The organism is Sphingomonas sp. (genome assembly GCF_036387595.1).
In the GTDB taxonomy this organism is placed as follows: Bacteria; Pseudomonadota; Alphaproteobacteria; order Sphingomonadales; family Sphingomonadaceae; genus Sphingomonas.
Genome location: NZ_DASVTL010000089.1, coordinates 21,207 through 44,951, shown reverse-complemented (window position 1 = coordinate 44,951; position 23,745 = coordinate 21,207). Strand labels below are relative to the sequence as shown.

Sequence of the window (23,745 nt, the reverse complement as noted above, 5' to 3'; positions counted from 1 at the left end):
CCGCGAGGGCACCGGCTGGATGTGGCGGGTGATGGAGCGGATGCGCACCGGCGACGCCGAGATCGGCGAGATCGACATGCTCCAACAGGTGACCAAACAGGTCGAGGGCCATTCGATCTGCGCACTGGGCGATGCCGCGGCGTGGCCGATCCAGGGGCTCATCAAGCATTTCCGGCCGGAGATGGAGCGGCGCATAGTCGAGCGTGGCGGCGGTGATCTGACGCCTATGCAGGAGGCGGCGGAGTGAGGCTGACACGTACAGACAAGCTAAGTCGTGCTTACCGCCCATATACCGAATTGGGTCGGGGCATTGCGATGACGGATCGAGCGGCTGTTACGGACGCTCAGAAGTGGTCTGCTCGTGAGCATGTTGCAGATGAGACTGCGGTCACCGACAAGCTCCGCGCCGGATGGCATCTCTGGATGGAGCGTGAGGACGGCACTTCAGCACGTCCGTCGCTGATTACACCCACTAGCATTCAAGGCTGGCGCTAATGCCTAAGCTGAAAGTTGACGGTGTCGAAGTCGAGGTTCCGCAGGGTGCGACCGTGCTCCAGGCGTGCGAGATCGCGGGGAAGGAAATCCCGCGTTTCTGCTATCACGAGCGGCTGTCCATCGCGGGCAATTGCCGGATGTGCCTGGTCGAGGTGAAGCCCGGCCCGCCCAAGCCGCAGGCGAGTTGCGCGCTGCCTGCGGCGGACAATCAGGAGGTCTTCACGACGTCCCCGATGGTCAAGCATGCCCGCGAGGGCATCATGGAATTCCTGCTCATCAACCATCCGCTTGACTGCCCGATCTGCGACCAGGGCGGCGAGTGCGACTTGCAGGACCAGTCGGTCGCTTATGGCCGCGGGCGTTCGCGCTACGACGAGCCGAAACGCGCGGTGACCGAGAAATATATGGGGCCGATCGTCAAGACGATCATGACCCGCTGCATCCAATGCACCCGCTGCGTGCGCTTCGCCGAGGAAGTGGCCGGCGTCGAGGAGATCGGCGCGATCTTCCGCGGCGAGGACATGCAGATCACCTCCTATCTGGAAAAGGCGGTGACGAGCGAGCTGAGCGGCAACGTCGTCGATCTGTGCCCGGTCGGCGCGCTGACCAGCAAACCCTATTCGTTCGAGGCGCGGCCCTGGGAATTGAAGAAGACGCTGACCATCGACGTGATGGACGCGGTCGGCACCAATATCCGGCTCGACAGCCGCGGGCGCCAGGTGATGCGCTGCGTGCCGCGGATCAACGAGGACGTGAACGAGGAATGGGCGAGCGACAAGACGCGCCACCATGTCGACGGACTCGTCCGGCGGCGACTCGACAAGCCTTATGTGCGCCGCGACGGCAAGCTGGTGGCGGTGAAGTGGGACGAGGCTTTTACCGCCATCGCGGCGGTAGGGGCGGGCGATAGCGTCGCCGTGGTCGCGGGCGATCTGGTCGATTGCGAGACGATGTATGCGGCCAAGGTGCTGGCGCGCGCGATGGGATCGACGCGGCTCGAAGGGCGGCAGACCGGGATGGCGTATGACACGTCGTCTTTGGGCGCGGTGAGTTTCAACACGACGATCGCCGGGACCGAGCGCGCCGACGCGATCCTGCTGGTCGGCACCAATTTGCGCTGGGAAGCGCCGCTGGTGAACACGCGGGTGCGCAAGGCGATCAAGCGCGGCGCCAAGGTGTTCGCGATCGGCGCGGAGACCGACCTGACCTATAAGGTCGAATGGCTCGGCAGCGAATTGTCGCTGATGGGATCGCTGCCGGAGCATGTCGCGCAGGCGTTCGCCAAGGCCGAGCGGCCGATGGTGATCGTCGGCGGCGGCGCGCTGAAGGGCGGGCATGGCGCTTCGCTGAAGCTGGCGCAGACGCTGAACCTCGTCCGAGAGGACTGGAACGGGTATAACGTCGTGCACATGGCGGCGGCGCGGATGGGCGGGCTGATGCTGGGTTACGCGCAAGGCGGCGGCATCGCCGACGTCGCGGATGCGAAGCTGGCGTTCTTCCTGGGCGCGGACGAGGTAGATTATGCCGCCTTCGCCGGGTGCAAGGTCTATATCGGCCACCACGGCGATCGCGGCGCGGCACACGCCGACGTGATCCTGCCGGGCGCGACCTATGCCGAGAAATCGGGGACGTGGGTCAATCTGGAAGGCCGGGTACAGCGCGGCGAGCGGGCAGTGTTCCCGCCGGGCGACGCGCGCGAGGATTGGACGATCCTGCGCGCGCTGTCGGAGCGGCTCGGCCACACGCTGCCGTTCGACAGCCTGGCGGGGCTGCGCGAAGCGATGGCGGGCGAAGTGCCGGCGTTGCGGCATACCGGACTCGTCACCTTCGACTGGAACCCGCCGGCGCTCGATGCGACCGCCGTCGGCGCGATCGAGGACTATCCGATCCGGGACTTCTACCTGACCAACGCGATCTGCCGCGCGTCGCCGACGATGCAGCGCTGTTCGGCGGAATTGCTGCACGGTGAAGAATTTGCGGAGGCGGCGGAATGATGGCTCTCCTGAAGTCCTCCCCGGCACGGGGAGGAGTTTGCGAATGACGGACTTCTTCAATACCACCGTAGGCATGTCCTATGGCTGGGCGTGGTTCACCGCGACGATCGTCGGCATCCTGGTCATCGCGCTGCCGCTGATGCTGGCGGTGGCGATGATAATCTATGCCGATCGCAAGATCTGGGCGGCGATGGCGCTGCGCCGCGGGCCGAACGTCGTCGGGCCGTTCGGGCTGTTGCAGAGCTTCGCCGACGGGCTGAAGGTGTTCCTTCAGGAAACCATCATCCCCTCGGCCGCCAACCGCGCGCTGTTCCTGATCGCGCCGATCATCACCTTCACGGTCGCGCTGATCGTATGGGCGGTGGTGCCGTTCTCGGCCGGCGTCGTGCTCGCTGATATCAACGTCGGGCTGCTCTACGTGCTCGCGGCGTCGTCGCTCGGCGTCTACGGGATCATCCTGGCGGGCTGGGCGTCGAATTCGAAATACCCCTTCTATTCGGCGCTGCGTGCCGCGGCGCAGATGGTGAGTTACGAAGTCGCGATCGGCTTCATCCTGATCTCGATCGTGATGTGGGCGGGCAGCTTCAACCTGTCCGCGATCGTGCTGGCGCAGAAATCGCACGTCTGGATCTTCAACGGCTTCATCCTGAATCCGCTGCTGTTCCCGATGGCGGTGATGTTCTTCATCTCCTCGCTCGCCGAGACGCAGCGCGCGCCGTTCGACCTCACCGAGGCGGAATCGGAACTGGTCGCCGGCTATCAGACCGAATATTCGAGCATGTCCTTCGCGCTTTACTGGCTCGGCGAATATGCCAATGTGCTGCTGATGTGCGCGCTCAACGCGACGCTCTTCTGGGGCGGATGGCTGCCGCCGGTCGATTGGGCGCCGCTGTATGTCGTGCCAGGGATCATCTGGCTGTTCGCCAAGATGTTCTTCTTCTTCTTCCTGTTCAGCTGGGTGAAGGCGACGGTGCCGCGCTATCGCTACGACCAGCTGATGCGGCTGGGGTGGAAGATATTCCTGCCGGTGTCGCTGTTCTGGGTGTTTCTGGTGTCGGGTGTGCTGATGTTCATGCGGGTGCCGTGCCCCGGCCATACGCCACGCGCCGCGGTCTCCACGGCGCTCGTCACCGGGCCTGGTTACCCAGCAGGCTGCGTGGCAACTACCGTTTCTGAAATGGACCGCTGATGAGCCTCGCGCAGATCATCAAATCGTACACGCTTTGGGAATTCCTCAAGGCGCACGCGCTGACGCTGAAGTATTTCTTCAAGCCCAAGGCGACGATCAACTATCCCTATGAGCGCAACCCGGTGTCGCCGCGGTTCCGCGGCGAGCATGCCCTGCGCCGCTATCCCAATGGCGAGGAGCGGTGCATAGCGTGCAAATTGTGCGAGGCGGTGTGCCCGGCCCTGGCGATCACGATCGAATCCGAACCGCGCGACGACGGATCGCGGCGGACGACGCGCTACGACATCGACATGACCAAGTGCATCTTCTGCGGTCTGTGCCAGGAGGCGTGTCCGGTCGACGCGATCGTCGAAGGTCCGAACCTGGAATATTCGACCGAGACGCGCGAAGAGCTGATCTACGACAAGGCCAAGCTGCTCGATAACGGCGATCGCTGGGAGCGGGTGCTCGCAGCGAACCTTGCCGCCGATGCGCCGTATCGTTAGGCGGCTCGGGATGATTCTCACCGATCAATTCCTCCCCGGAACGGGGAGGTGGCGCGCCGAAGGCGCGACGGAGGGGCAGCCACGCGCGACCCGCTTGGAACTGCCCCTCCACCACTCGGCTAGCGCCGAGCGGTTCCCCTCCCCGTTCCGGGGAGGTAGAAGCGCGTGATCCAGGCCATTGCCTTCTATCTTTTCGCGGTCGTCGTCATCGTTTCCGCGGCGATGACGATCTCGTCGCGCAACCCGGTGCATTCGGTGATGTGGCTGATCCTGGCGTTCTTCAACGCCGCCGGGCTGATGGTGCTCGTCGGGGCGGAGTTCATCGCGATGCTGCTCGTGATCGTCTATGTCGGCGCGGTCGCGGTGCTGTTCCTCTTCGTCGTGATGATGCTCGACGTCGATTTCGCGACGATGCGGGCGGGGGTCGCGCGCTATGCCGGGATCGGGCTGGCGCTCGCGGTCGCCCTGGCGGCCGAGGTGATGGTGGCGATCGGCGCCTGGCGGCTGGGCGGGGTCGCGCTGGCGCGCCGTGCCGCGCCGGTCGATCCGACGGTGCCGAACATCCGCGCGATCGGCGACCTGCTGTATACTCGGTATCTCTTCATCTTCGAGGCCGCGGGCTTCGTGCTGCTCGTCGCGATGATCGGCGCGATCGTGCTGACCCACCGCGACCGCAGCGGCGCGCGCTACCAGAACATCAGCCGCCAGAATGCGCGGCGACCGCAGGACGCGACCCGCAACATGCAGCCGCCGGTCGGGCAGGGGATGGATCTGTGATCCTTCGACAGGCTCAGGACAGACGGGTTCGCGGAGTGCTTCGCACGTGATTGGTTTGATCCATTATCTGGTCGTCGCCGCGATCCTGTTCACGATGGGGGTGCTCGGCATCTTCCTCAATCGCAAGAACCTGATCGTCATCCTGATGGCGATCGAGCTGATCCTGCTGGCGGTGAACATCAATTTCGTCGCTTTCTCGGCCTATCTGAACGACCTGGTCGGTCAGGTGTTCGCGATGTTCGTGCTGACCGTCGCGGCGGGCGAGGCGGCGATCGGGCTGGCGATCCTGGTCATCTATTTCCGCGGGCGGGGCACGATCGCGGTCGACGACGTCAACCGGATGAAGGGGTGACGGCGTGATCCTGTTAATCGTCTTCCTGCCCCTGCTGGCCGCGATCGTCGCCGGGCTGGGCAACAAGGCCATCGGCGCGGTCCCGGCCAAGGTCGTGACCACCGCGGCGCTGTTCGTGGCGGCGGCGCTGTCCTGGGTGATCTTTCTCGGCTTCCTTTCCGGGACGAGTACGGCAAGCGTGCAGCCGGTGCTGGAATGGATCGTCAGCGGCGACATGCGCGTCGACTGGGGCTTTCGCGTCGATGCGCTGACCGCGGTCATGCTGGTGGTCATCACCAGCGTCTCGGCGCTCGTCCACCTCTATAGTTGGGGCTATATGGAGGAAGATCCGGACCAGCCGCGCTTCTTCGCCTATCTGTCTCTGTTCACCTTCGCGATGCTGATGCTGGTGACCGCGGACAACCTCGTCCAGATGTTCTTCGGCTGGGAGGGCGTGGGCCTCGCCAGCTATCTGCTGATCGGTTTCTGGTTCCGCAAGCCCAGCGCCAATGCCGCGGCGATAAAGGCGTTCGTGGTCAACCGCGTCGGCGATCTCGGCTTCATGCTCGGCATCTTCGGGACGTTCCTGGTGTTCGGCACCGTGTCGATCCCCGCGATCCTTGCCGCTGCGCCGGGGATGGCGGGGTCGACGATCGGCTTTCTGGGTGCGCGCTTCGATACGATGACCGTGCTGTGCCTGCTGCTGTTCGTCGGCGCGATGGGCAAGTCGGCGCAATTGGGGCTGCACACCTGGTTGCCCGATGCGATGGAGGGGCCGACGCCGGTGTCGGCGCTGATTCATGCAGCGACGATGGTCACCGCGGGCGTGTTCATGGTGTGCCGCCTGTCGCCGATGTTCGAGACGTCGCCGGTGGCGCTGGGCGTGGTGACGACGATCGGCGCGGCGACCTGCCTGTTCGCGGCCACCGTCGGGCTGGTGCAGACCGACATCAAGCGCGTGATCGCGTATTCGACCTGCTCGCAGCTCGGCTACATGTTCTTCGCAGCGGGCGTCGGCGCTTATGGCGCGGCGATGTTCCATCTGTTCACCCACGCCTTCTTCAAGGCGTTGCTGTTCCTGGGCGCGGGGTCGGTGATCCATGCGATGCACCATGAGCAGGACATGCGCTTCTACGGGGGCCTGCGCAAAAGCATACCCGTCACTTTCTGGACGATGATGATGGGGACGCTGGCGATCACCGGCGTCGGCATTCCGGGCATCTTCGGCAATGCCGCGATCGGCTTTGCGGGTTTCCATTCGAAGGACGCGATCATCGAGGCGAGCTGGGCGGCGGGCGAGCCGGGGGTGTGGTTCGTCGGTACGCTGGTCGCGCTGCTGACCAGCTTCTATTCCTGGCGGCTGATGTTCCTGACCTTCTGGGGCGATCCGCGCTGGGCGGCGTCCGAGCATATCCGGCACGCGCTTCATGATGCGCACGATCACGCGACCCAGGCGCATCATGGCACGGCGGCGCAGGAGACCGCGGGCGGCGAGCCGGACGAGCATGCGCGCGGCGCCGAAGCGGTGCCGGCCGGCACCGGCGGCTATCACCCGCACGAAAGCCCGCTCGCCATGCTGGTCCCGCTGCTGCTGCTGTCGGTCGGCGCGGTCGCGGCCGGGTTCGTGTTCCACGGCGCCTTCATCGAGCCGGAGGCGGGTGCCGAATTCTGGCGCGGCGCGATCGCGTTCCGCGAGCATCTGATGCACGAAATGCACGGCGTGCCGCTGTTCATCAAGCTGTCGGCGACGATCGCGATGCTGATCGGGCTGGTGACCGCGTGGTACGCCTATATCCGCAGCCCCGGCTTCCCCGCGGCGGTGGCGGACCAGTTCCGCATCCTCTACCGCATGCTGCTCCACAAATGGTATTTCGACGAGCTGTACGACCTGCTCTTCGTGCGCGCCGCCTTTGCGATCGGCCGGCTGCTGTGGCACCGCGGCGACGAGAAGACGATCGACCGCTTCGGGCCGAACGGCTCGGCCTGGCTGGTCCAGGCGGGTAGTCGGGCGGCGGTGCGGTTCCAGACGGGATATGTCTATACCTATGCCTTCGTCATGCTGATCGGCCTGACCGCCGCGCTGACCTGGGCGATCTCGCGGTGATCGCCCAATGTTAGAATATCCGATCCTCACCCTGATGCTCGGCGTTCCCGCGCTGGCCGCGGTCGCGTGCCTGTTCGCCGATGCGGCCAATGCGCGGCGGATGGCGCTGGCCGCGACGCTGGTCGATCTGGCGCTCGGCATCGTCCTGTGGGCGACCTACGACGTCGGCGGCGCCCAGTGGCAGTTAGTCGAGCACGGTCCGCGCTTTGGTTTCTTCGCCTGGGACTTGGGGGTGGACGGCTTCGCGCTGATGCTCATCATGCTCAGCGTGTTCCTGATGCCCGTCTGCATCGGCGCGAGCTGGCGGTCGGTGACGAACCGCGTGCCCGAATATATGGCGGCGTTCCTGCTGACCGAGGTGCTGATGATCGGCACCTTCGCGGCGCAGGACATGTTCCTGTTCTATCTGTTCTTCGAAGCCGGCCTGATCCCGATGTACCTCATCATCGGCATCTGGGGCGGCGCGAACCGTATCTACGCGAGTTACAAATTCTTCCTCTACACATTGCTCGGCTCGCTGGTGATGCTGATCGCGATGCTCTACATGGTGGGACAAGCTGGCACGTCGAGCATTCCCGCGCTCCAGGCGTATGACTTCGCGCCTGAGGCGCAGACATGGCTGTGGCTGGCGTTCTTCGCGTCCTTCGCGGTCAAGATGCCGATGTGGCCGGTCCACACCTGGCTGCCCGATGCGCACGTCCAGGCGCCGACCGCGGGATCGGTGATCCTGGCGGGCGTGCTGCTGAAGCTGGGGGGCTACGGCTTTCTGCGCTTCTCGCTGCCGATGTTCCCGGAGGCGAGCGGCGCGCTGACCTGGCTGATCTTCGCTTTGTCGGCGATCGCGGTGATCTACACCAGCCTGGTCGCGCTGGTGCAGGCGGATATGAAGAAGCTGATCGCCTATTCGAGCGTAGCGCACATGGCAATCGTGACGATCGGGCTGTTCGCGTTCAACCGCCAGGGCATCGAAGGCGCGATGTTGATGATGCTCAGCCACGGGCTGGTGTCCGGCGCGCTGTTCCTGTGCGTCGGCGTGATCTACGACCGGCTGCACACGCGGGAGATCGCGCGCTACGGCGGGCTGGCGATCACGATGCCGCGCTATGCGATCCTGTTCCTGTTCTTCACGATGGCGTCCATCGGGCTGCCGGGCACCAGCGGCTTCGTCGCCGAATTCCTCGCGCTGATGGGGGCGTATCACGTCTCGACCTGGACGGCGCTGCTCTGCACGACCGGCATCATCCTTGGCGCGGCCTATATGCTCTATCTCTACCGCCGCGTCGTGTTCGGCGAGGTGAAGTCGGAGGAGGTGCGGACGATGGCCGATGCCAATAGCCGCGAAGTCTGGCTGCTCGCCCCGATCGCCGCGGTCGTGCTGTGGATGGGCGTCTATCCGGAGAGCTTCCTCGCGCCGATGCGCAAGGACGTCGGCGTGCTGCTCGCGCGGATCGACCGGGCGGCGCCGCGCAGTGACTCGGTGCCTACCGCTGGCCGTGCGCCTGCGCTCCATGTAAACGGCCCCGCGGAGGCGCATCGATGAGCTATTCCGCCAATCTCGCGATGGTCCTGCCCGAACTGGTCCTGGGCTTCGGCGCGGTCGTGCTGATGCTCGCCGCCGCCTGGGGCGGTCAGGGAGCGACCCGCGCCATCTCGATCGCGTCGGTCTTCGTGCTGGCGGGTGCCTGCGTCGCGCTCGCCGGGCCTGCTTCCTATGGCGGTGACGCCTTTGCCGGGCTGTACCGCGCGGATGCCTTTGCGGCCTTCGCCAAGGTGCTGATCTTCCTCGGCACGGCGGTTGCCATCGTCATCGCGCCGGGCTTTTTCGCGCGCACGGCGGGCGACGACCTGAAGCCCGAATATCCGGTGCTGCTGCTGCTGTCGGCGGCGGGGATGGGGATGATGGTGTCGGCGAGCGACATGCTGACCCTCTACGTCGGGCTGGAGCTGCAGAGCCTGGCGGCGTATGTGCTCGCCAGCTTCATGCGCCGCGATCAGCGATCGGCCGAGGCGGGGCTGAAGTATTTCGTGCTGGGCGCGCTCGCCAGCGGCATCCTGCTCTACGGTATCAGCCTGGTCTATGGCTTTTCGGGCACGACCGGCTTCACCGGCATCGCGGACGCTTATGCGGGCGCGGACTCGCTCGGGCTGCTGTTCGGGCTGGTGTTCGTCTTCGCAGGGATTGCCTTCAAGATTTCGGCGGTGCCGTTCCACATGTGGACCCCGGACGTCTACGAAGGCGCACCGACGCCGGTGACCGCCTTCTTCGCCTCGGCTCCCAAAGTCGCGGCGATGGCGCTGGCGGTGCGCGTCGCGATCGAGGCGATGGGACCGGCGACCGGCGAGTGGCGCCAGATCGTGATCTTCGCCGCGCTCGCCTCGATCATCCTCGGCGCGGTGGGGGCGATCGGGCAGGTCAACGTCAAGCGGCTGCTGGCCTATTCGTCGATCAACAACGTCGGCTTCGCGCTGATCGGCCTGGCGACGGGGACGCCCGCGGGCGTCGCCAGCGTGCTGATCTACATGACGATCTATATCGCGATGACGCTCGGCAGCTTCCTGGTCGTGCTGCGGATGCGCGGGGAGGACGGGCAGCCGATCGAATCGCTGGCGAGCCTCGCCGGCCTGTCGCGCAACCAGCCGGGGCTGGCGGCGGCGATGGCGATGTTCATGTTCTCGCTGGCGGGCATCCCGCCGCTGTTCGGCTTCTACGCCAAGTTCGCGGTGTTCTCGGCCGCCGTCGCCGCGGGGCTGTTCCCGCTGGCGGCGATCGGCATCGCCGCATCGGTGATCGGTGCGTATTATTACCTGCGCGTCGTCAAGACGATGTACTTCGACGATCCCGCGCCGGCCTATGGCAGGAGCCGGGACGTGGTCGAGGGCGGCGTGCTGGTCGCCGCGGCGGTGTTCGTCTCGCCGCTCGGCTATCTGGCGATTCCGCTGCTGGGCGTGTGGACGACCGCTGCGGCGAAGGCGCTGTTCTGAGCGAGATACGCGCGGTCGCGGAGACGAAGTCGACCAACGCCGACATGCTCGCCGCGGCGCGCACGGGCGCAGGCGAGGGAACCTGGCTGCGCGCGGACCGGCAAAGCGCGGGGCGCGGGCGGCAGGGGCGGGCGTGGGTATCGCCTGTGGGCAATCTGTATGCCAGCACGCTGGTGCGGTTGCGGCCGACCGATCCGGCTGCGGCGACGCTGGCGCTGGTGGCGGCGGTGGCGGTGGAGGAGGCGGTGTGGGCGTATCTCGCCCACCCACCCTCACCCTTCCCACCCGGCTGCGCCGGGCGGGCCCCTTCCCTCTCCCGGCGGGAGAGGGAGGGAGGCGCGCAGCGCCGGAAGGGTGAGGGTGATGCGCTGCTTCAACTCAAATGGCCGAACGACCTGCTGCTCGACGGCGCCAAGCTCAGCGGCATCCTGCTGGAGCGTGCCGAGGATGCCGTCGTGATCGGCATCGGCGTGAATCTCGCGCACCATCCCGACCTGCCCGATCGCGCGGCGACCAGCCTCGCGGCCTATGGGGTGGACGTCACCCCCGCCGCCTTCCTCGAAACGCTCGCCGAATGCTTCGCGCGCTGGCTCTCGCGCTGGCGCGGCGAAGGGCTGGCGCCGGTGCGCGCCCGCTGGCTGGAGCGTGCGCATCCGCCCGGCACCGCGCTCACCGCCCGGCTGCCCGGTGGCGACGCGATCGACGGGCTGTTCGACGGGCTGGACGCCGACGGTGCGCTGATTCTGCGCTTGGGTGGCGGCGAGCGGCGTGTCATTCACGCCGCCGACGTCTTCCTGCTTTAACGTTCCTGCTTTTAACAAGGGTCTGCCGCATGCTGCTCGCGATCGACGCCGGCAACACCAATGTCGTCTTCGCGCTCGTTGCCAGGGACTCGCATGGCGCGCGGACTATCAAGGCGCGCTGGCGGATCGCGACCGATCCGCGCCGCACCGCCGACGAATATGCGGTGTGGCTGACCCAGTTGCTCGCGATCGAGGGATACGACCGGTCGCAGGTGAGCGCGGTGGCGATCGCCACCGTCGTGCCGCGCGCGCTCCACAATCTCCAGGTGCTCAGCGCCAAATATTTCAGGGTCGAGGCGCTGATCGCCGGCAAGCCGCCGCTCGACTGGACGATGGCGATCGACGTCGCCGAGCCGCAGTCGCTGGGCGCCGACCGTGCGGTCAACACCGTCGCGGCGCACGCACTGCATGCCGGCGACCTCATCACGATCGACTTCGGCACCGCCACCACACTCGATCTCAGCGATTTCTCGGGCGCGTACAAGGGCGGGATCATCGCGCCGGGCATCAACCTGTCGCTCGACGCCCTGGTGACCGCGGCGGCCAAATTGCCGCGGATCGCGATAGAGGCGCCGCAAACCGCGACTGTCATCGGCCGCAATACCGTCGATCAGATGCATATCGGCATCTTCTGGGGCTATATCGCGATGATCGAGGGGCTTGTCGCGCGGATGAAGGCCGAGGTCGGCCGCCCGGTGAAGGTGATCGCCACCGGCGGGCTGGCGACGTTGTTCGAACGCCATACGCAGGTGTTCGACCATATCGAACCCGACCTGACGATCCAGGGACTGGCGATCATGTGCGAACGCGCCCATATACCTGTATAACGGTCGCGCCGCTTCCGGCCTGCTGACCGACCGAAATCCTACTCGAAAGTATATATGACTCCCAAGAACGAACTTCTTTTCTGCGCGCTCGGCGGCTCCGGCGAGATCGGCATGAACGTCAATCTCTATGGCACCCAGGGCAAATGGGTGATGGTGGATTGCGGCATCACCTTCGCCGACCCGGCCTATCCCGGCATCGACGTGATCCTGCCCGATCTGGCGTTCATCGAGGAGCGGATCGACGATCTGCTCGGCATCGTCATCACCCACGGGCATGAGGATCATATCGGCGCGCTGCCGTATCTGGCCGAGGATCTGGGCGTGCCGATCTACGCCACCCCGTTCACGATGGGGCTGATCCGCGGCAAGCTGGACGAGGAAGGGATCACCAACCGCGTCAAGCTGAAGATGATTCCGATGGGCGGCAATTTCCAGCTCGGGCCGTTCGGCTTCACCTTCGTCGAGATGTCGCATTCGATTCCCGAGGCGAACGCGTTGCTGATCGACACGCCGCACGGCCGCGTGTTCCACACCGGCGACTGGAAGCTGGACGCGACCCCGGTCATCGGCAACCCCGCCAGCCCCGAACAGCTGGCCGCGATCGGCGATGCGGGCGTCGATATCCTGGTCTGCGATTCGACCAACGTGTTCAACACCGAGGCATCGGGTTCCGAGAGCACCGTGCGCCGCGGGCTGGCCGAGACGGTCGCCAAGGCAAAGGGGCGCGTACTCGTCACCACCTTCGCCTCCAACGCCGCCCGGCTGCATACTTTGGGCGAGGTCGCTCGCGAGACCGGGCGCAAATTGTGTGTCACCGGGCGCTCGCTCGACCGCATCCTGAAGGTGGCGCGCGCGACGGGTTACCTGAAGGATTTCCCCGACACGATCGACCCAGACACCGCGATGCGGCTGCCCAAGAACAAGGTGCTGATCGTCGCCACCGGCGGGCAGGGCGAGCCGCGCGCTGCGCTGGCGCGCGTCGCCGACGGCAGCCACACGATCGCGCTGGAATCGGGCGATACGGTGATCTTCTCGTCCAAGCAGATCCCCGGCAACGAAGTCGCGATCGGGCGTATCCAAAACATCCTGGCGTCCAAGGGCATCGAGATGGTGACCGAGCGCCAGGCGCACGTCCACGTCTCCGGCCATCCCGGCCGCCCCGAACTGGCGCAGATGTACGAATGGATTCGTCCCGACGTGCTGATCCCGGTTCACGGCGAGATGCGCCACATGATGGAGCATGCCCGCTACGGCCTGGCGCAGGGTATTCCTCGCGCGCTGGTGCAGGGTGACGGCGATATCGTCCGGCTGGCGCCCAAGGGCGCGGTCAAGGTCGGCAACGCCGTGGTCGGGCGGCTGGTGCTCGATGGCGACGTGATCCTGCCGTCGGACGGATCGACGATCAACGAGCGCCGCCGCATCGCGCTGCACGGCCAGATCTCGGTCGCGGTGGCGCTGGGCAAGGGCGGCCGTTCGGTCGGCCGGCCGGTGGTCCGCGTCCAGGGCGTGCCCGTCGAGGACGAGCGCGACGCTTTCATCGCGGAAGCCGCCGATGCCGCGGCCAAGGCGGTGGACGGCAGCCGCCGCGGCATCGACCGGCTGCGTGAGGACGTGCGGCTTTCGGTGCGCAAGGTTGCGACCAAGTGGACGGGCAAGAAGCCGATCGTCGACGTGCTGGTGATCGAGGGTTGATCGGTGCGTTGGACGTCGGCGCTCGCGATCTACGTCCTGTTCTGGTCGTTTTCGGTGTTTCTCGTCCTGCCGTTCGGCGTCCGCACCACGCGCGAAGCCGGGGGCGATCACGTGCCCGGCCAGGCGGACAGCGCCCCGCACGAGTTTCGCGCCGGGCGCCTCGCGCTGCGGGTGACGATCGTCGCGACGATCCTCTTCGGGCTGTTCCTGCTCAACTACACCTACGGCTGGATCACGCCGCAGACGGTGGACCTGTTCGGGCGCGCGAACGTAGCGGCGGCGGAGTGACTCTTCGATCCTCCCCGCTCCGCGGGGAGGGGGACCGCTCGCCGAAGGCGAGGGGTGGAGGGGGTTCGCAACAGGCGATCCACCGGCGGATAGCCCCCTCCACCAGCCTGTGGCTGGTCCCCCTCCCCGCTTTGCGGGGAGGATCGAAGATAGTTTAACTCCGGTAATCCGCGTTGATGGCGATGTAACCGTGGGTCAGGTCGCAGGTCCACACCGTCGCCGATCCCTCGCCGATCCCCAGATCGACGCCGATCGCGATCTCGCTGCCCTTCAGATGCGCGGCGACCGGGGCCTCGTCATACCCTTCGACCGCCAAGCCCTCGCGCGCGACCTGGACGTCGCCGAAGCGGATCGACAGCCGGTCGCGTTCGGCGGGTTCGCCGGCCTTGCCCACCGCCATGACGATGCGGCCCCAATTGGCGTCCTCGCCCGCGATTGCGGTCTTCACCAGGGGCGAATTGGCGATGCTCATCGCGATGCGATGCGCGCTACGATCGCTTTCGGCGCCCGTTACCGCGATCTCGATCAGCTTGGACGCGCCTTCGCCGTCGCGCACGACCAGGAGCGCGAGCTGGTGGCACAGATCGGCCAGCGCCGCTCGGAAAGCGTCCGCGCCGATGCTGTCGTCGTCAATCAGCGGCGCATTGCCGGCCTTGCCCGTCGCGAACGCGAGCACGGTGTCGCTGGTCGAGGTGTCGCCATCCACCGTGATGCAGGAAAAGGTGGTCGCGTTTGCCGCGGTCATGGCGCGCTGGAGGAAAGCCGGGTCAACAGCGGCATCGGTGAAGACGAAGCCGAGCATCGTCGCCATGTCCGGCGCGATCATGCCCGATCCCTTGATGATGCCGTTCAGCGTCACCTTGCGCCCGTCGACGATCGCGGCGGCGGTCGCGCCCTTGGCGAAGGTGTCGGTGGTCATGATCGTCGCGGCGGCGTCCTCCCAGCCGCAGGGGGCGGCGGTGAAGGCGGCATCGAGGCCCGCCTCGGCCTTGTCGACCGGCAGCGGCACGCCGATCACCCCGGTCGAGGCGACGAACACGTCCGAAGGCTGACACCCCAGATACCCCGCCACTCGCGCCGCAATCGCTTCCACCGCTGCCCGCCCGCGCCCGCCGGTGAAGGCGTTGGAATTGCCCGCATTGACGACCAGCGCGCGCGCTTGCCCCAGCGTCATGGCAGCACGGCACCATTCGACTTCGGGGGAGGGGCAACGGCTTTGGGTCAGCACGCCGGCGATGGTCGTGCCTTCCGCCAGCACCGCGAACGTCAGGTCACAGCGGTCCCAGGTCTTGTAGCGCGCGCGAGCGACGCGGAGGTCGACACCCGTGATCGGCGGCAGGAGGGGAAAGGGCAGAGCGAGGGGGGAGCGTTGCATGACGCGCCGATACGATGAGTCGATCCGCAAGGCCAGCCGGCGGGCGGGGCGACGATCGTCCCGCAGAACAGCGCGGCGATCACTAGCCGGTGGACGTCAGCCGGTACGATCCCTATGTCGCGTGTCCGATGAGGTTGCTCCTCCTTCTCTCCGTATTGCTGTCCGCGCTGACCGGCGCGGGCGCGAGTGCCCGCGTCTCCAGCGCGGCTCACACGGTGGCGGAGCGGAGTGTCGTGACACTTGCGCTGGCGCCTGCGCAACGGGCCGTCAATCTGCGGCCGATGGCGACGGTGCCCGTGCTTCGCGCGGTGGCTGAGCTGGCGGGTGAGCCGGTGGCTGTTTCGGACGCCGAGCCCCTCTGGGCGAACCGTCGGCGCGAATAGCCGCCGCTACGCCGATCTTTCATGCCATGCGGTGCGCGATGTGCGGCGCCGCCAGTCTCCCGTAATTCAGGAATCCCTACATGTTCGGTGGCCTTGCCAAGTCGATCTTCGGGTCGTCCAACGACCGTTACGTCAAGTCGCTCAACCCGACGCTTGCGAAGATCGCGAGTTTCGAACCCACGTTGCAGGCGATGTCGGATGACGATCTCGCGCAGCAGACCGTGCGTTTTCGCGCGAGGCTGGCCGAGGGCGAGAAGCTCGATGCGTTGCTTCCCGAAGCGTTTGCGACGGTGCGCGAGGCGGCGAGCCGGGTGCTGGGCCAGCGGCATTACGACGTCCAGATGGTCGGCGGCATCGTCCTCCACCGCGGCGAGATCGCCGAGATGCGCACCGGCGAGGGCAAGACGCTGGTCGCGACGCTGGCGACCTATCTGAATGCCTTGCCGGGCGAGGGCGTCCACGTGGTGACGGTCAACGATTATCTGGCGGCGCGCGATGCCGAGTGGATGGGCCGGGTCTACCGCTTCCTGGGACTGAGCGTCGGCGTCATCATCCCGAACCTGACCGACGAGCAGCGGCGCGAGGCCTATGCGTCGGACATTACCTATGGCACGAACAACGAATTCGGCTTCGATTACCTGCGCGACAACATGAAATACGAGCGCGCGTCGATGACGCAGCGGCCGTTCAACTTCGCGATCGTCGACGAGGTCGATTCGATCCTGATCGACGAGGCGCGCACCCCGCTCATCATTTCCGGCCCGACCGACGACAAGTCCGAACTGTATATGCAGGTCGATGCGGTGGTGAAGCGGCTCGACCCCATCGACTATGAGAAGGACGAAAAGCAGAAGTCGATCGTGCTGACCGAGGACGGCACCGAAAAGGTCGAGCGGATGCTGGAGGATGCAGGACTCCTCGAAGGCGCGAACCTCTATGATTTCGAGAATACGCAGGTGGTCCATCACCTGAACCAGTCGCTGCGCGCCAACATGATGTTCAAGGCCGACACCGATTATATCGTCAAGGACGGCAAGGTCATCATCATCGACGAATTCACCGGCCGGATGATGGACGGGCGGCGCTGGTCGGAGGGGCTGCACCAGGCGGTGGAGGCGAAGGAGGGCGTCGAGATCGAGCCCGAGAACCAGACGATGGCGTCGATCACCTTCCAGAATTATTTCCGCATGTACCCCAAGATCGGCGGCATGACCGGCACTGCGGCGACCGAGGCGGCGGAATTCTACGACATCTATAGATTGAACGTCGTCACCATCCCAACGAACGTGCCCGTCCGCCGCGTCGACGAAGAGGACGAATTCTACAAGGACACCCAGGACAAGTTCGCCGCGATCGCCAAGCGCATCCGCGAACATGCCGAAAAGGGCCAGCCGGTGCTGGTCGGCACGGTGTCGATCGAAAAGTCCGAAATGCTCAGCGAATTCCTCCAGAAGGACGGCGTCGCGCACAAGGTGCTGAACGCGCGCTATCACGAGCAGGAGGCGCATATCGTCGCGCAGGCCGGGCGGATCGGCGCGGTGACGATCGCCACCAACATGGCGGGGCGCGGCACCGATATCCAGCTCGGCGGCAATCTGGAATTCCGCATGCTCGACGAACATCCCGAACTGGTCGAGGGCACGCCCGAATACGAGGCGCGCGCGGTGACGATCCGCGAGGAGATCGTCGCCGAAAAGGCCGCGGTGCTGGCGGCGGGCGGGCTGTTCGTGCTCGGCACCGAGCGCCACGAGAGCCGCCGCATCGACAACCAGCTGCGCGGCCGTTCGGGGCGCCAGGGCGATCCGGGGCTGAGCCGCTTCTACCTCAGCCTGGACGACGACCTGCTGCGCATCTTTGGCCCCGACACCTTGTTCGCCAAGATGATGCGCAACAACATCGAGGATGGCGAGGCGATCGGCAGCAAGTGGCTGAGCAAGGCGATCGAGACCGCGCAGAAAAAGGTCGAGGCGCGCAATTACGACATCCGCAAGCAGGTCGTCGAATATGATGACGTGATGAACGACCAGCGCAAGGTCGTCTACGAACAGCGCGCCGATATCATGGATGCCGAGGCGGTGGACGAGATGGTCGCCGATATGCGTGCCGAGACGGTCAACGCGATCGTCGGCAGCGCCTGCCCGCCCAATTCCTACCCCGAGCAATGGGATATCGCGGGGATGAAGGAAAAGCTGGCCGAGACGCTCAACCTGGAGCCGCCGATCGACGACTGGATGCAGGAGGAGGCGATCGACCCCGAGATCGTCGAGGAGCGCGTCCGCGCCGCGGCCGACGCTGCCATCGAGGAGAAGTCGGGCGAACTGGAGCCGGAAACTTGGATTTCAGTGGAAAAGTCGATCCTGCTCCAAAATCTGGATCATCATTGGAAGGAGCATCTGGCGACGCTCGACGCGCTGCGCCAGGTCGTCCACCTGCGCGCCTATGCGCAGAAGACACCGATCAACGAATATAAGCAGGAGGCGTTTTCGCTTTTCCAGCGGATGCTCGACACCATCCGCGAGGACGTGACGCGCACGATCGCGCATGCGCGGTTCCAGATGCAGCCGCTACCCGAACTCCCCGAACTGCCGGACTTCATCACGACCCATTTCGACCCGTTCACCGGCGAGGACAATTCGCGCGATATCGACGCGGGCACGCGCGGGCTGATCCAGACGCGGCTGCCCCCGCTCCAGATGGTTCAGCCGCAATTGGGCGATCTGGGTGACGATCCGGCGGACTGGGCAGGGCGGGTGAGCCGCAACGAGCCATGCCCGTGCGGATCGGGACGCAAGTACAAGCACTGCCACGGCGCGGTGTAAAAAAAAGGGGCCGGATCGCCTTATCGCGATCCGGCCCCTCTCATTTCGAATAGGCCAAGCCTATTTCGGCAGCACGACGCTCGGGCCGATGCTGTCGACCACCGCGCGGGCGTTGAAGGCGCGCAGGTTGTCGCGCGGGATCGGTCCCTTGCGCATCACGATCTCGGCGGTCGCTTCGAAACGGTCGACGGTGCGGATGTCGAAGTCGTTGCCGAATCCGCCAAAGCCCCCGAAACCGCCGAACCCACCATAGCCACCGTAACCAAAGCCGCCGCCGAAGCGCCGCCATCCATAACCGCGACCATAGAAGTTCCACGACGGACCCCAATAGCCGCCGAAGCCGCCCCAGCCATAGCCGACGCCGGGCGTAGTATAGGTCCGTGACTGCCGATCGGTATCCCGTTCGGCCGTGACGAAATAATCGAAGCCCTGCTGCAACGTCAGTTCGGCGGCGCGGAAGAGCAGATAGCGCTCGACGGTATCGCGCGACGTCACGGTATTGCCAGCGAAGCTGACCAGGAACCGGTCAGGCTCGACCTGCCGTTCGCTATAGCCGGTCCGGCTGAAGCCCATTCCGGTAGCGGGGCGATAGGTAGTTTCGGTCGCGCATCCCGCGACCATCAATGTGCTCGACGCCAGCGCGGCGAGCACGGCCTTGCGACCAAGAGTCATCATGTCCATCATCTCCATTCGCGGCACCTGCGGCGAACACGAATCGCCGTAACACCTTGATCTGGAACGAGCGATGAACAGGTTCGATCCCGCGACGAAATGTTCGCGTGCAGATCGATACGTAAGAGCGAAACGCTGCGGCTTATCACCGTCAGACGGTGGCTCCCTGAGTTGGATTCGAACCAACGACCAAGTGATTAACAGTCACCTACTCTACCGCTGAGCTATCAGGGAATGATGCCGTGCCGGGGTCTATACCGCTGCGATTTCAGGATGCAACCCCTGGCGGGTGGCATGTGGCACGTCACGGCAAAGCCGCGCCGTCGGTCCTGGCCGTTGGCCCGGCCGACCGTGCTGGGGCGAGTCCCGCTGCTTGGCGGCGGGCCGCCCTGCGCATCACCCGATGAACTGTTCCATCGTGATCCGGTCGTCCAGCGCATGTTCGGGGTCGAACAGCAGGGTCAGTTCGCGGGCACGGTCCATGCAGATTTCGACATGGGCAATGTCGCGGATCTCGCGCTGATCGGCGACGGCGGACACGGGGCGTTTGGCCGGGTCGAGCACCCGGATCGCGATCCGCGCCTTGTCAGGCAGGATCGCGCCGCGCCAGCGTCGCGGCCGGAACGGGCTGATCGGTGTCAGCGCCAGCAGCGCGGAGCCGAGCGGCAGAATGGGGCCTTGCGCAGACAGATTGTAGGCGGTGGAGCCGGCCGGGGTGGCGACGAGAATGCCGTCGCACGCCAATTCGGGCAGCACGATGCGGTCGTTGACCGTCACTTCCAACTTGGCCGTCTGCCGCGTCTCGCGCAGCAGCGACACTTCGTTGATCGCGGGCAGCTGATGGATGCGCCCGTCGATCCCGGTCGCGGTCATCTGTAGCGGCGTCACCTTGAACGACTTGGCGCGCGCCAGCCGATCGTCGAGCCCGTGATACCGCCATTCATTCATCAAGAAACCGACTGTGCCCAGGTTCATCCCGAACACCGGCACGGTCGGTTTGCGCCGTTCGAGCATCGCGTGCAGCGTCTGGAGCATGAAGCCGTCGCCACCCAGGGCGATGACGACATCGGCCTCCTCTGCATCTACCCAGTCGGCGGCATCGGCCAGTTCAGCCGCCGCCGCCTGTGCGGGTGCAGTCGGCGAGGCCAGCAAAGCCCGGCGTTCATAGATCATGTGGCATAGGTCATCTGGCGAAAATCATCCACCGGTGACGCTCATGTGTCGGGTCACCGCAGGGCCTTCGCCAATGCCGATGCGGAAATCATGGGCGGCGGGCTTGGCAGCGATCGCCAAGTCGATGGCGTCGTCCAGCGCCGTGACGCCGCGGTCGCGCAGCACGCCCTTCAGATCAACCTGATCGTCGTGGCCCAGGCACATGTAGAGCTTGCCCTCGGTGGTCAGCCGGACGCGGTTGCACCCGTCGCAGAAATTGGCGGTCAGCGGAGAGATGAGGCCCAGCCGCGTCGTGCTGCCCTCCACGCGCCAATAACGGGCGGGGCCGCCGGTGCGGTGCGAGTCGCGGACCAACGGGAAGCGCGCCGCCAGCGTCTCGAACACCCCGGTCAGCGGCAGGAAGCGATCGACCCGATCCTCGTCGATCGCGCCCAGCGGCATGGTCTCGATCAGCGACAGATCATGGCCCTCGTCCACGCACCAGGCCAGCATGTCGCCGAGCTCGTCTTCGTTCAGCCCCTTCAGGGCTACCGCATTGATCTTGACCCCAAGGCCGGCCTCCCGCGCCGCGTCGATCCCGTCGAGAACCTGCAACAGATCGCCGTGCCGCGTGATGAAGCGAAACCGATCAGGCTTCAGGCTGTCGAGACTGACGTTCAATCGCTGAATGCCTGCCGCCGCCAGCGCCGGCGCATGTGCGCGCAACCGCGTCCCGTTCGTGGTCATGGTCAGTTCGTCCAGCCCTGCGCCGACGTGGCCGCCCAGCCGGGCGACAAGTTCGCCGACATCGCGCCGGACCAGCGGCTCGCCGCCCGAAAGCCGTATCTTGGTCACCCCGCGTGCGATGAAGCGTTCCGCAATGAGCGCGATCTCTTCCAGACTGGCAAGCGCGCTGCGCGGCAGGAAGGTCATCGCCTCGGCCATGCAATAGCGGCAGCGCAGGTCACAGCGATCAGTAACCGATATCCGCAGATACCGGATCGTCCGCCCGTGGGCGTCGATCAGCCCTGTCGTCGACGGCGCGCTGAGTACAGCTGGAGGTGACGTGCGCGCCATCATCGAGACCTAAGGCGTGGCATGCGGGGGAACAACCCCCGTCACCCCGGCGTGTTCCAAGATCTGGCCAAGACACTGAACGACTGCCGTTGCCGGATTGCGGCTCGACGCTTAGGCATTGGCAATGCAGCCTGTCGCCACGCTCCGAGACGATGCCTTGTCTGGCATGCCGCGGGTGGTCGTTGTGGCATTGGCAGGCGTGCAGGTGCCCCGTTTGCCTTCATGGCCCGCTGCCGAACTCCTGCCCGAGGAGGCGATCGGGACGGGGGAAGGCGGTACAATCGTGCTGATCGACGCGCGCGACCGTCGGGAGGGTGCGCTCGCGGCGGTCAAACGGCTGGCGGATCGCGGGATGGCGTTGCTTGCACTCGCCCCCGCGAATGATGCTCGGCTGTTTCACGCTGCCGGGGCGACCCATTTTCTGGGCGACCCTGCCGACGACCTGGCGATCGACGATGCGCTGCACTTCGCCGCGCGCTGGTCGCGTGGTGGCGATCGGCGGGGCGGCGAAACGTCGCCCGACACGGCCGCCGCGTTGACGTGGATCGAAGCGCACACCGCCGATCATGTGGTAGCGGTGTCGCTATCGCGCTTCGACATCGTCAACGCGGCTTACGGGCGACCAGCGGGTGACGCCCTTCTGGCGGTTGCGGAACTCCGCATCCGCCGCGTTGCCGCCGGAGCGTTCACGCGTGCGCACGTCGCGCGCATGCCTGGTGCGACCTTCCTGGTCGCGGGCATTGGCGCCGCGAGGGACGTGGCCACGCGACTCGAGGAGTCGCTCGCCACCCCCTTTCCCGTCGGCGATGGCTTTGCCGTGCTCGGTGCACGGTTCGGGGTGGCGGCGCGCGAAACCGGCGACGATGCTGCGCGGCTGCTCGATCGCGCGGCGGGCGCGCTGGCGGAAAGTCGGGCGAGCGACGGCGCGACGGTGCATGTCGCCGGACCGGACGGCGCCGCCCCAATCGCGTCGCTTGCGATCGACCTGCACCGCGCGATCGAACGCGACGAGATCGCGATACTCTTTCAGCCGCAGGTGCGGATCGCCGACGATCGCATCACCGGGGTCGAGGCGCTTGCCCGCTGGGATCATCCTTCGCTCGGCGCGCTGGGTGCCGACCCGCTCTTCGCCGCCGCCGATCGGGCCGATCTGGGGCTGGCGTTGTCGGACCATATCCAGGCGCTGGCGCTGGGACAGGCAGCTGCGTGGCCCGAAAACCTATCTCACCTCGATCTTTCGCTGAACCTGACCGCAGCCGACATCGCGCGGCCGGGGTTTGCACAGGCGCTGCTGGCGCGCATTGCCGCCAGTGGCTTCGCAGCTGAACGGCTGACCGTGGAGATCACCGAAACCGCGCTGATCGCCGACCTGGTCGCCGCCGCCGCGGCGCTGTCGGTGCTGCGCGATGCGGGCATACGGGTCGCGATCGACGATTTCGGCACGGGCTACGCCAGCTTTGCCTATCTGAAGGCATTGCCGCTCGACCGGCTGAAGATCGACCGATCGCTGATCCACGACATCGTCGATTCGACGCGAGGACTGGCGGTGGTGCGCGGCATAATCGCGATGGCCGATGCGCTGGAGCTTGCGGTGATGGCCGAAGGCGTGGAGGCGCAGGCCGAGCGCGATCTGCTCGCGGAGGAACGCTGCGGCCATTATCAGGGCTTTCTCTGCGCCGGGCCGATCGACGGCGCCGCGCTCGCACGATTGGTGGAGGATCGCACATGATGGTTTTTCTGGCTGCAGCCGCGGCCTTGCCAGTTGTCGCAGCCGCGCCGGCGACTTCACCGAGCGGTATCGAGGCAGCGATGGCCGCCAGTGCTGCGGGATGGAACGCGGGCGACCTGGCGCGCTTCATGGAGGTCTATGCGCACGACGCGACCTATGTGACGCCCAAGGGCCTCGTGACCGGCAAGGCCGCCATCGCCGATCGCTATCGTGCCAGTTTCGCAGATGGCCGGAACCGCCGCGGCACCCTGTCCTTTCGCATGCTCGGCCATCGCGCCGTCGACCCGCGTCACCACATCCTGTTCGCACGCTGGACGTTGAGCGGGGGTGCCGTCACCGAGAGCGGGATGACGACACTGGTGTTCGAGCGGCAAGGAAACGCTTGGCGCATCCTGACCGATCATAGCAGTTGATCCGCGGCGGTAAGCATCCGTTCATCGCTACGGCCGCATAGTTATCGCCGGTAGTATCGGCGGGGACATGTGAAGTCGGAAGCTCCCATGTCTTCGTCGATGCCCGCCAAGTCGAGCTGATAGACGGCGGACAAGCAAACGCCCGGATCGTTTCCGAT

Annotated in this window: 21 protein-coding genes and 1 tRNA gene; 17 read left to right on the top strand and 5 right to left on the bottom strand. The window is 66.0% G+C overall.

The window, feature by feature from the left end:
• The 13 genes from VF643_RS10645 to VF643_RS10585 all read left to right on the top strand — a co-directional run.
• Positions 1-247, top strand: a 247-nt coding sequence (locus VF643_RS10645; protein WP_331043366.1) for an NADH-ubiquinone oxidoreductase-F iron-sulfur binding region domain-containing protein, incomplete at its 5' end; no start/stop codon positions are given.
• Positions 248-494: 247 nt separating this feature from the next.
• A complete protein-coding gene (gene nuoG / locus VF643_RS10640) occupies positions 495-2,489 on the top strand; it encodes an NADH-quinone oxidoreductase subunit NuoG (RefSeq protein ID WP_331043365.1) in 1,995 nt (664 codons plus the stop codon).
• Between the two features lie 43 nt (positions 2,490-2,532).
• Positions 2,533-3,678, top strand: a complete 1,146-nt coding sequence (gene nuoH / locus VF643_RS10635) for an NADH-quinone oxidoreductase subunit NuoH (RefSeq protein ID WP_331043364.1) — start codon at positions 2,533-2,535, stop codon at positions 3,676-3,678.
• Positions 3,678-4,163, top strand: coding sequence for an NADH-quinone oxidoreductase subunit NuoI (gene nuoI / locus VF643_RS10630; RefSeq protein ID WP_331043363.1), 486 nt, complete (start codon positions 3,678-3,680; stop codon positions 4,161-4,163). Before nuoH ends, nuoI begins: the two co-directional genes overlap by 1 nt.
• 165 nt (positions 4,164-4,328) lie before the next feature.
• Positions 4,329-4,940 (top strand): NADH-quinone oxidoreductase subunit J, encoded by a 612-nt coding sequence (locus tag VF643_RS10625; protein ID WP_331043362.1) that lies wholly within the window; start codon positions 4,329-4,331, stop codon positions 4,938-4,940.
• A 46-nt stretch (positions 4,941-4,986) separates the two neighbouring features.
• Positions 4,987-5,292, top strand: coding sequence for an NADH-quinone oxidoreductase subunit NuoK (gene nuoK, locus VF643_RS10620; protein ID WP_331043361.1), 306 nt, complete (start codon positions 4,987-4,989; stop codon positions 5,290-5,292).
• A 4-nt stretch (positions 5,293-5,296) separates the two neighbouring features.
• Positions 5,297-7,375, top strand: coding sequence for an NADH-quinone oxidoreductase subunit L (nuoL, locus tag VF643_RS10615; protein ID WP_331043360.1), 2,079 nt, complete (start codon positions 5,297-5,299; stop codon positions 7,373-7,375).
• 7 nt (positions 7,376-7,382) lie between these two features.
• A complete protein-coding gene (locus tag VF643_RS10610; RefSeq protein WP_331043359.1) occupies positions 7,383-8,915 on the top strand; it encodes an NADH-quinone oxidoreductase subunit M in 1,533 nt (510 codons plus the stop codon).
• Positions 8,912-10,357, top strand: coding sequence for an NADH-quinone oxidoreductase subunit NuoN (gene nuoN, locus VF643_RS10605; protein ID WP_331043358.1), 1,446 nt, complete (start codon positions 8,912-8,914; stop codon positions 10,355-10,357). Before VF643_RS10610 ends, nuoN begins: the two co-directional genes overlap by 4 nt.
• Before the next feature lie 44 nt (positions 10,358-10,401).
• Positions 10,402-11,160 (top strand): biotin--[acetyl-CoA-carboxylase] ligase, encoded by a 759-nt coding sequence (locus tag VF643_RS10600; RefSeq protein ID WP_331043368.1) that lies wholly within the window; start codon positions 10,402-10,404, stop codon positions 11,158-11,160.
• A 29-nt stretch (positions 11,161-11,189) separates the two neighbouring features.
• Positions 11,190-11,987 carry a type III pantothenate kinase gene (locus tag VF643_RS10595; protein WP_331043357.1) on the top strand — a complete coding sequence of 266 codons (798 nt, stop codon included), beginning with the start codon at positions 11,190-11,192 and terminating at the stop codon, positions 11,985-11,987.
• A 54-nt stretch (positions 11,988-12,041) separates the two neighbouring features.
• Entirely contained in the window at positions 12,042-13,679 is a 1,638-nt protein-coding gene (locus VF643_RS10590; protein ID WP_331043356.1) for a ribonuclease J, read from the top strand.
• A 3-nt stretch (positions 13,680-13,682) separates the two neighbouring features.
• Positions 13,683-13,967, top strand: a complete 285-nt coding sequence (locus tag VF643_RS10585; protein ID WP_331043355.1) for a DUF1467 family protein — start codon at positions 13,683-13,685, stop codon at positions 13,965-13,967.
• A 154-nt stretch (positions 13,968-14,121) separates the two neighbouring features.
• On the opposite strand, the gene argJ is transcribed toward VF643_RS10585, so the two are convergent.
• The gene (gene argJ / locus VF643_RS10580) at positions 14,122-15,342 is read right to left on the bottom strand and encodes a bifunctional glutamate N-acetyltransferase/amino-acid acetyltransferase ArgJ (RefSeq protein ID WP_331043354.1); all 1,221 of its coding nucleotides are present in this window, start codon (positions 15,340-15,342) and stop codon (positions 14,122-14,124) included.
• Between the two features lie 128 nt (positions 15,343-15,470).
• Here argJ and VF643_RS10575 point away from each other — a divergent pair, with 128 nt between their 5' ends.
• Together VF643_RS10575 and secA are read left to right on the top strand one after the other, a co-directional pair.
• The gene (locus VF643_RS10575; protein ID WP_331043353.1) at positions 15,471-15,725 is read left to right on the top strand and encodes a hypothetical protein; all 255 of its coding nucleotides are present in this window, start codon (positions 15,471-15,473) and stop codon (positions 15,723-15,725) included.
• An 80-nt stretch (positions 15,726-15,805) separates the two neighbouring features.
• On the top strand, positions 15,806-18,544 hold the full coding sequence (gene secA, locus VF643_RS10570) for a preprotein translocase subunit SecA (protein WP_331043352.1): 2,739 nt from the start codon (positions 15,806-15,808) through the stop codon (positions 18,542-18,544).
• A 60-nt stretch (positions 18,545-18,604) separates the two neighbouring features.
• Here secA and VF643_RS10565 read toward each other — a convergent pair whose 3' ends face one another.
• From VF643_RS10565 to moaA, 4 genes are all read right to left on the bottom strand, one after another.
• Positions 18,605-19,219 carry a CC0125/CC1285 family lipoprotein gene (locus tag VF643_RS10565; protein ID WP_331043351.1) on the bottom strand — a complete coding sequence of 205 codons (615 nt, stop codon included), beginning with the start codon at positions 19,217-19,219 and terminating at the stop codon, positions 18,605-18,607.
• A 156-nt stretch (positions 19,220-19,375) separates the two neighbouring features.
• Positions 19,376-19,450 (bottom strand) — tRNA-Asn (locus tag VF643_RS10560).
• Between the two features lie 162 nt (positions 19,451-19,612).
• Positions 19,613-20,389 carry an NAD kinase gene (locus VF643_RS10555; protein WP_331043350.1) on the bottom strand — a complete coding sequence of 259 codons (777 nt, stop codon included), beginning with the start codon at positions 20,387-20,389 and terminating at the stop codon, positions 19,613-19,615.
• 24 nt (positions 20,390-20,413) lie between these two features.
• On the bottom strand, positions 20,414-21,448 hold the full coding sequence (gene moaA / locus VF643_RS10550) for a GTP 3',8-cyclase MoaA (protein WP_331043349.1): 1,035 nt from the start codon (positions 21,446-21,448) through the stop codon (positions 20,414-20,416).
• Between the two features lie 121 nt (positions 21,449-21,569).
• On the opposite strand from moaA, the gene VF643_RS10545 reads away from it, so the two are divergent.
• Together VF643_RS10545 and VF643_RS10540 are read left to right on the top strand one after the other, a co-directional pair.
• Positions 21,570-23,174, top strand: coding sequence for a GGDEF domain-containing phosphodiesterase (locus VF643_RS10545; protein WP_331043348.1), 1,605 nt, complete (start codon positions 21,570-21,572; stop codon positions 23,172-23,174).
• The gene (locus VF643_RS10540) at positions 23,171-23,587 is read left to right on the top strand and encodes a nuclear transport factor 2 family protein (protein WP_331043347.1); all 417 of its coding nucleotides are present in this window, start codon (positions 23,171-23,173) and stop codon (positions 23,585-23,587) included. Before VF643_RS10545 ends, VF643_RS10540 begins: the two co-directional genes overlap by 4 nt.
• The last annotated feature ends 158 nt before the right edge of the window (positions 23,588-23,745 follow it).

Coding starts and splice junctions, on each gene's coding strand:
- VF643_RS10545 (WP_331043348.1), top strand. CDS start 21,570: ATGCAGCCTGTCGCCACGCTCCGAGACGATGCCTTGTCTGGCATGCCG.
- secA (WP_331043352.1), top strand. CDS start 15,806: ATGTTCGGTGGCCTTGCCAAGTCGATCTTCGGGTCGTCCAACGACCGT.
- VF643_RS10590 (WP_331043356.1), top strand. CDS start 12,042: ATGACTCCCAAGAACGAACTTCTTTTCTGCGCGCTCGGCGGCTCCGGC.
- VF643_RS10575 (WP_331043353.1), top strand. CDS start 15,471: ATGAGGTTGCTCCTCCTTCTCTCCGTATTGCTGTCCGCGCTGACCGGC.
- nuoG (WP_331043365.1), top strand. CDS start 495: ATGCCTAAGCTGAAAGTTGACGGTGTCGAAGTCGAGGTTCCGCAGGGT.
- VF643_RS10600 (WP_331043368.1), top strand. CDS start 10,402: ATGCTCGCCGCGGCGCGCACGGGCGCAGGCGAGGGAACCTGGCTGCGC.
- argJ (WP_331043354.1), bottom strand. CDS start 15,342: ATGCAACGCTCCCCCCTCGCTCTGCCCTTTCCCCTCCTGCCGCCGATC.
- nuoH (WP_331043364.1), top strand. CDS start 2,533: ATGACGGACTTCTTCAATACCACCGTAGGCATGTCCTATGGCTGGGCG.
- VF643_RS10595 (WP_331043357.1), top strand. CDS start 11,190: ATGCTGCTCGCGATCGACGCCGGCAACACCAATGTCGTCTTCGCGCTC.
- nuoI (WP_331043363.1), top strand. CDS start 3,678: ATGAGCCTCGCGCAGATCATCAAATCGTACACGCTTTGGGAATTCCTC.
- VF643_RS10555 (WP_331043350.1), bottom strand. CDS start 20,389: ATGATCTATGAACGCCGGGCTTTGCTGGCCTCGCCGACTGCACCCGCA.
- VF643_RS10565 (WP_331043351.1), bottom strand. CDS start 19,219: ATGATGACTCTTGGTCGCAAGGCCGTGCTCGCCGCGCTGGCGTCGAGC.
- moaA (WP_331043349.1), bottom strand. CDS start 21,448: ATGATGGCGCGCACGTCACCTCCAGCTGTACTCAGCGCGCCGTCGACG.
- VF643_RS10610 (WP_331043359.1), top strand. CDS start 7,383: ATGTTAGAATATCCGATCCTCACCCTGATGCTCGGCGTTCCCGCGCTG.
- VF643_RS10540 (WP_331043347.1), top strand. CDS start 23,171: ATGATGGTTTTTCTGGCTGCAGCCGCGGCCTTGCCAGTTGTCGCAGCC.
- nuoN (WP_331043358.1), top strand. CDS start 8,912: ATGAGCTATTCCGCCAATCTCGCGATGGTCCTGCCCGAACTGGTCCTG.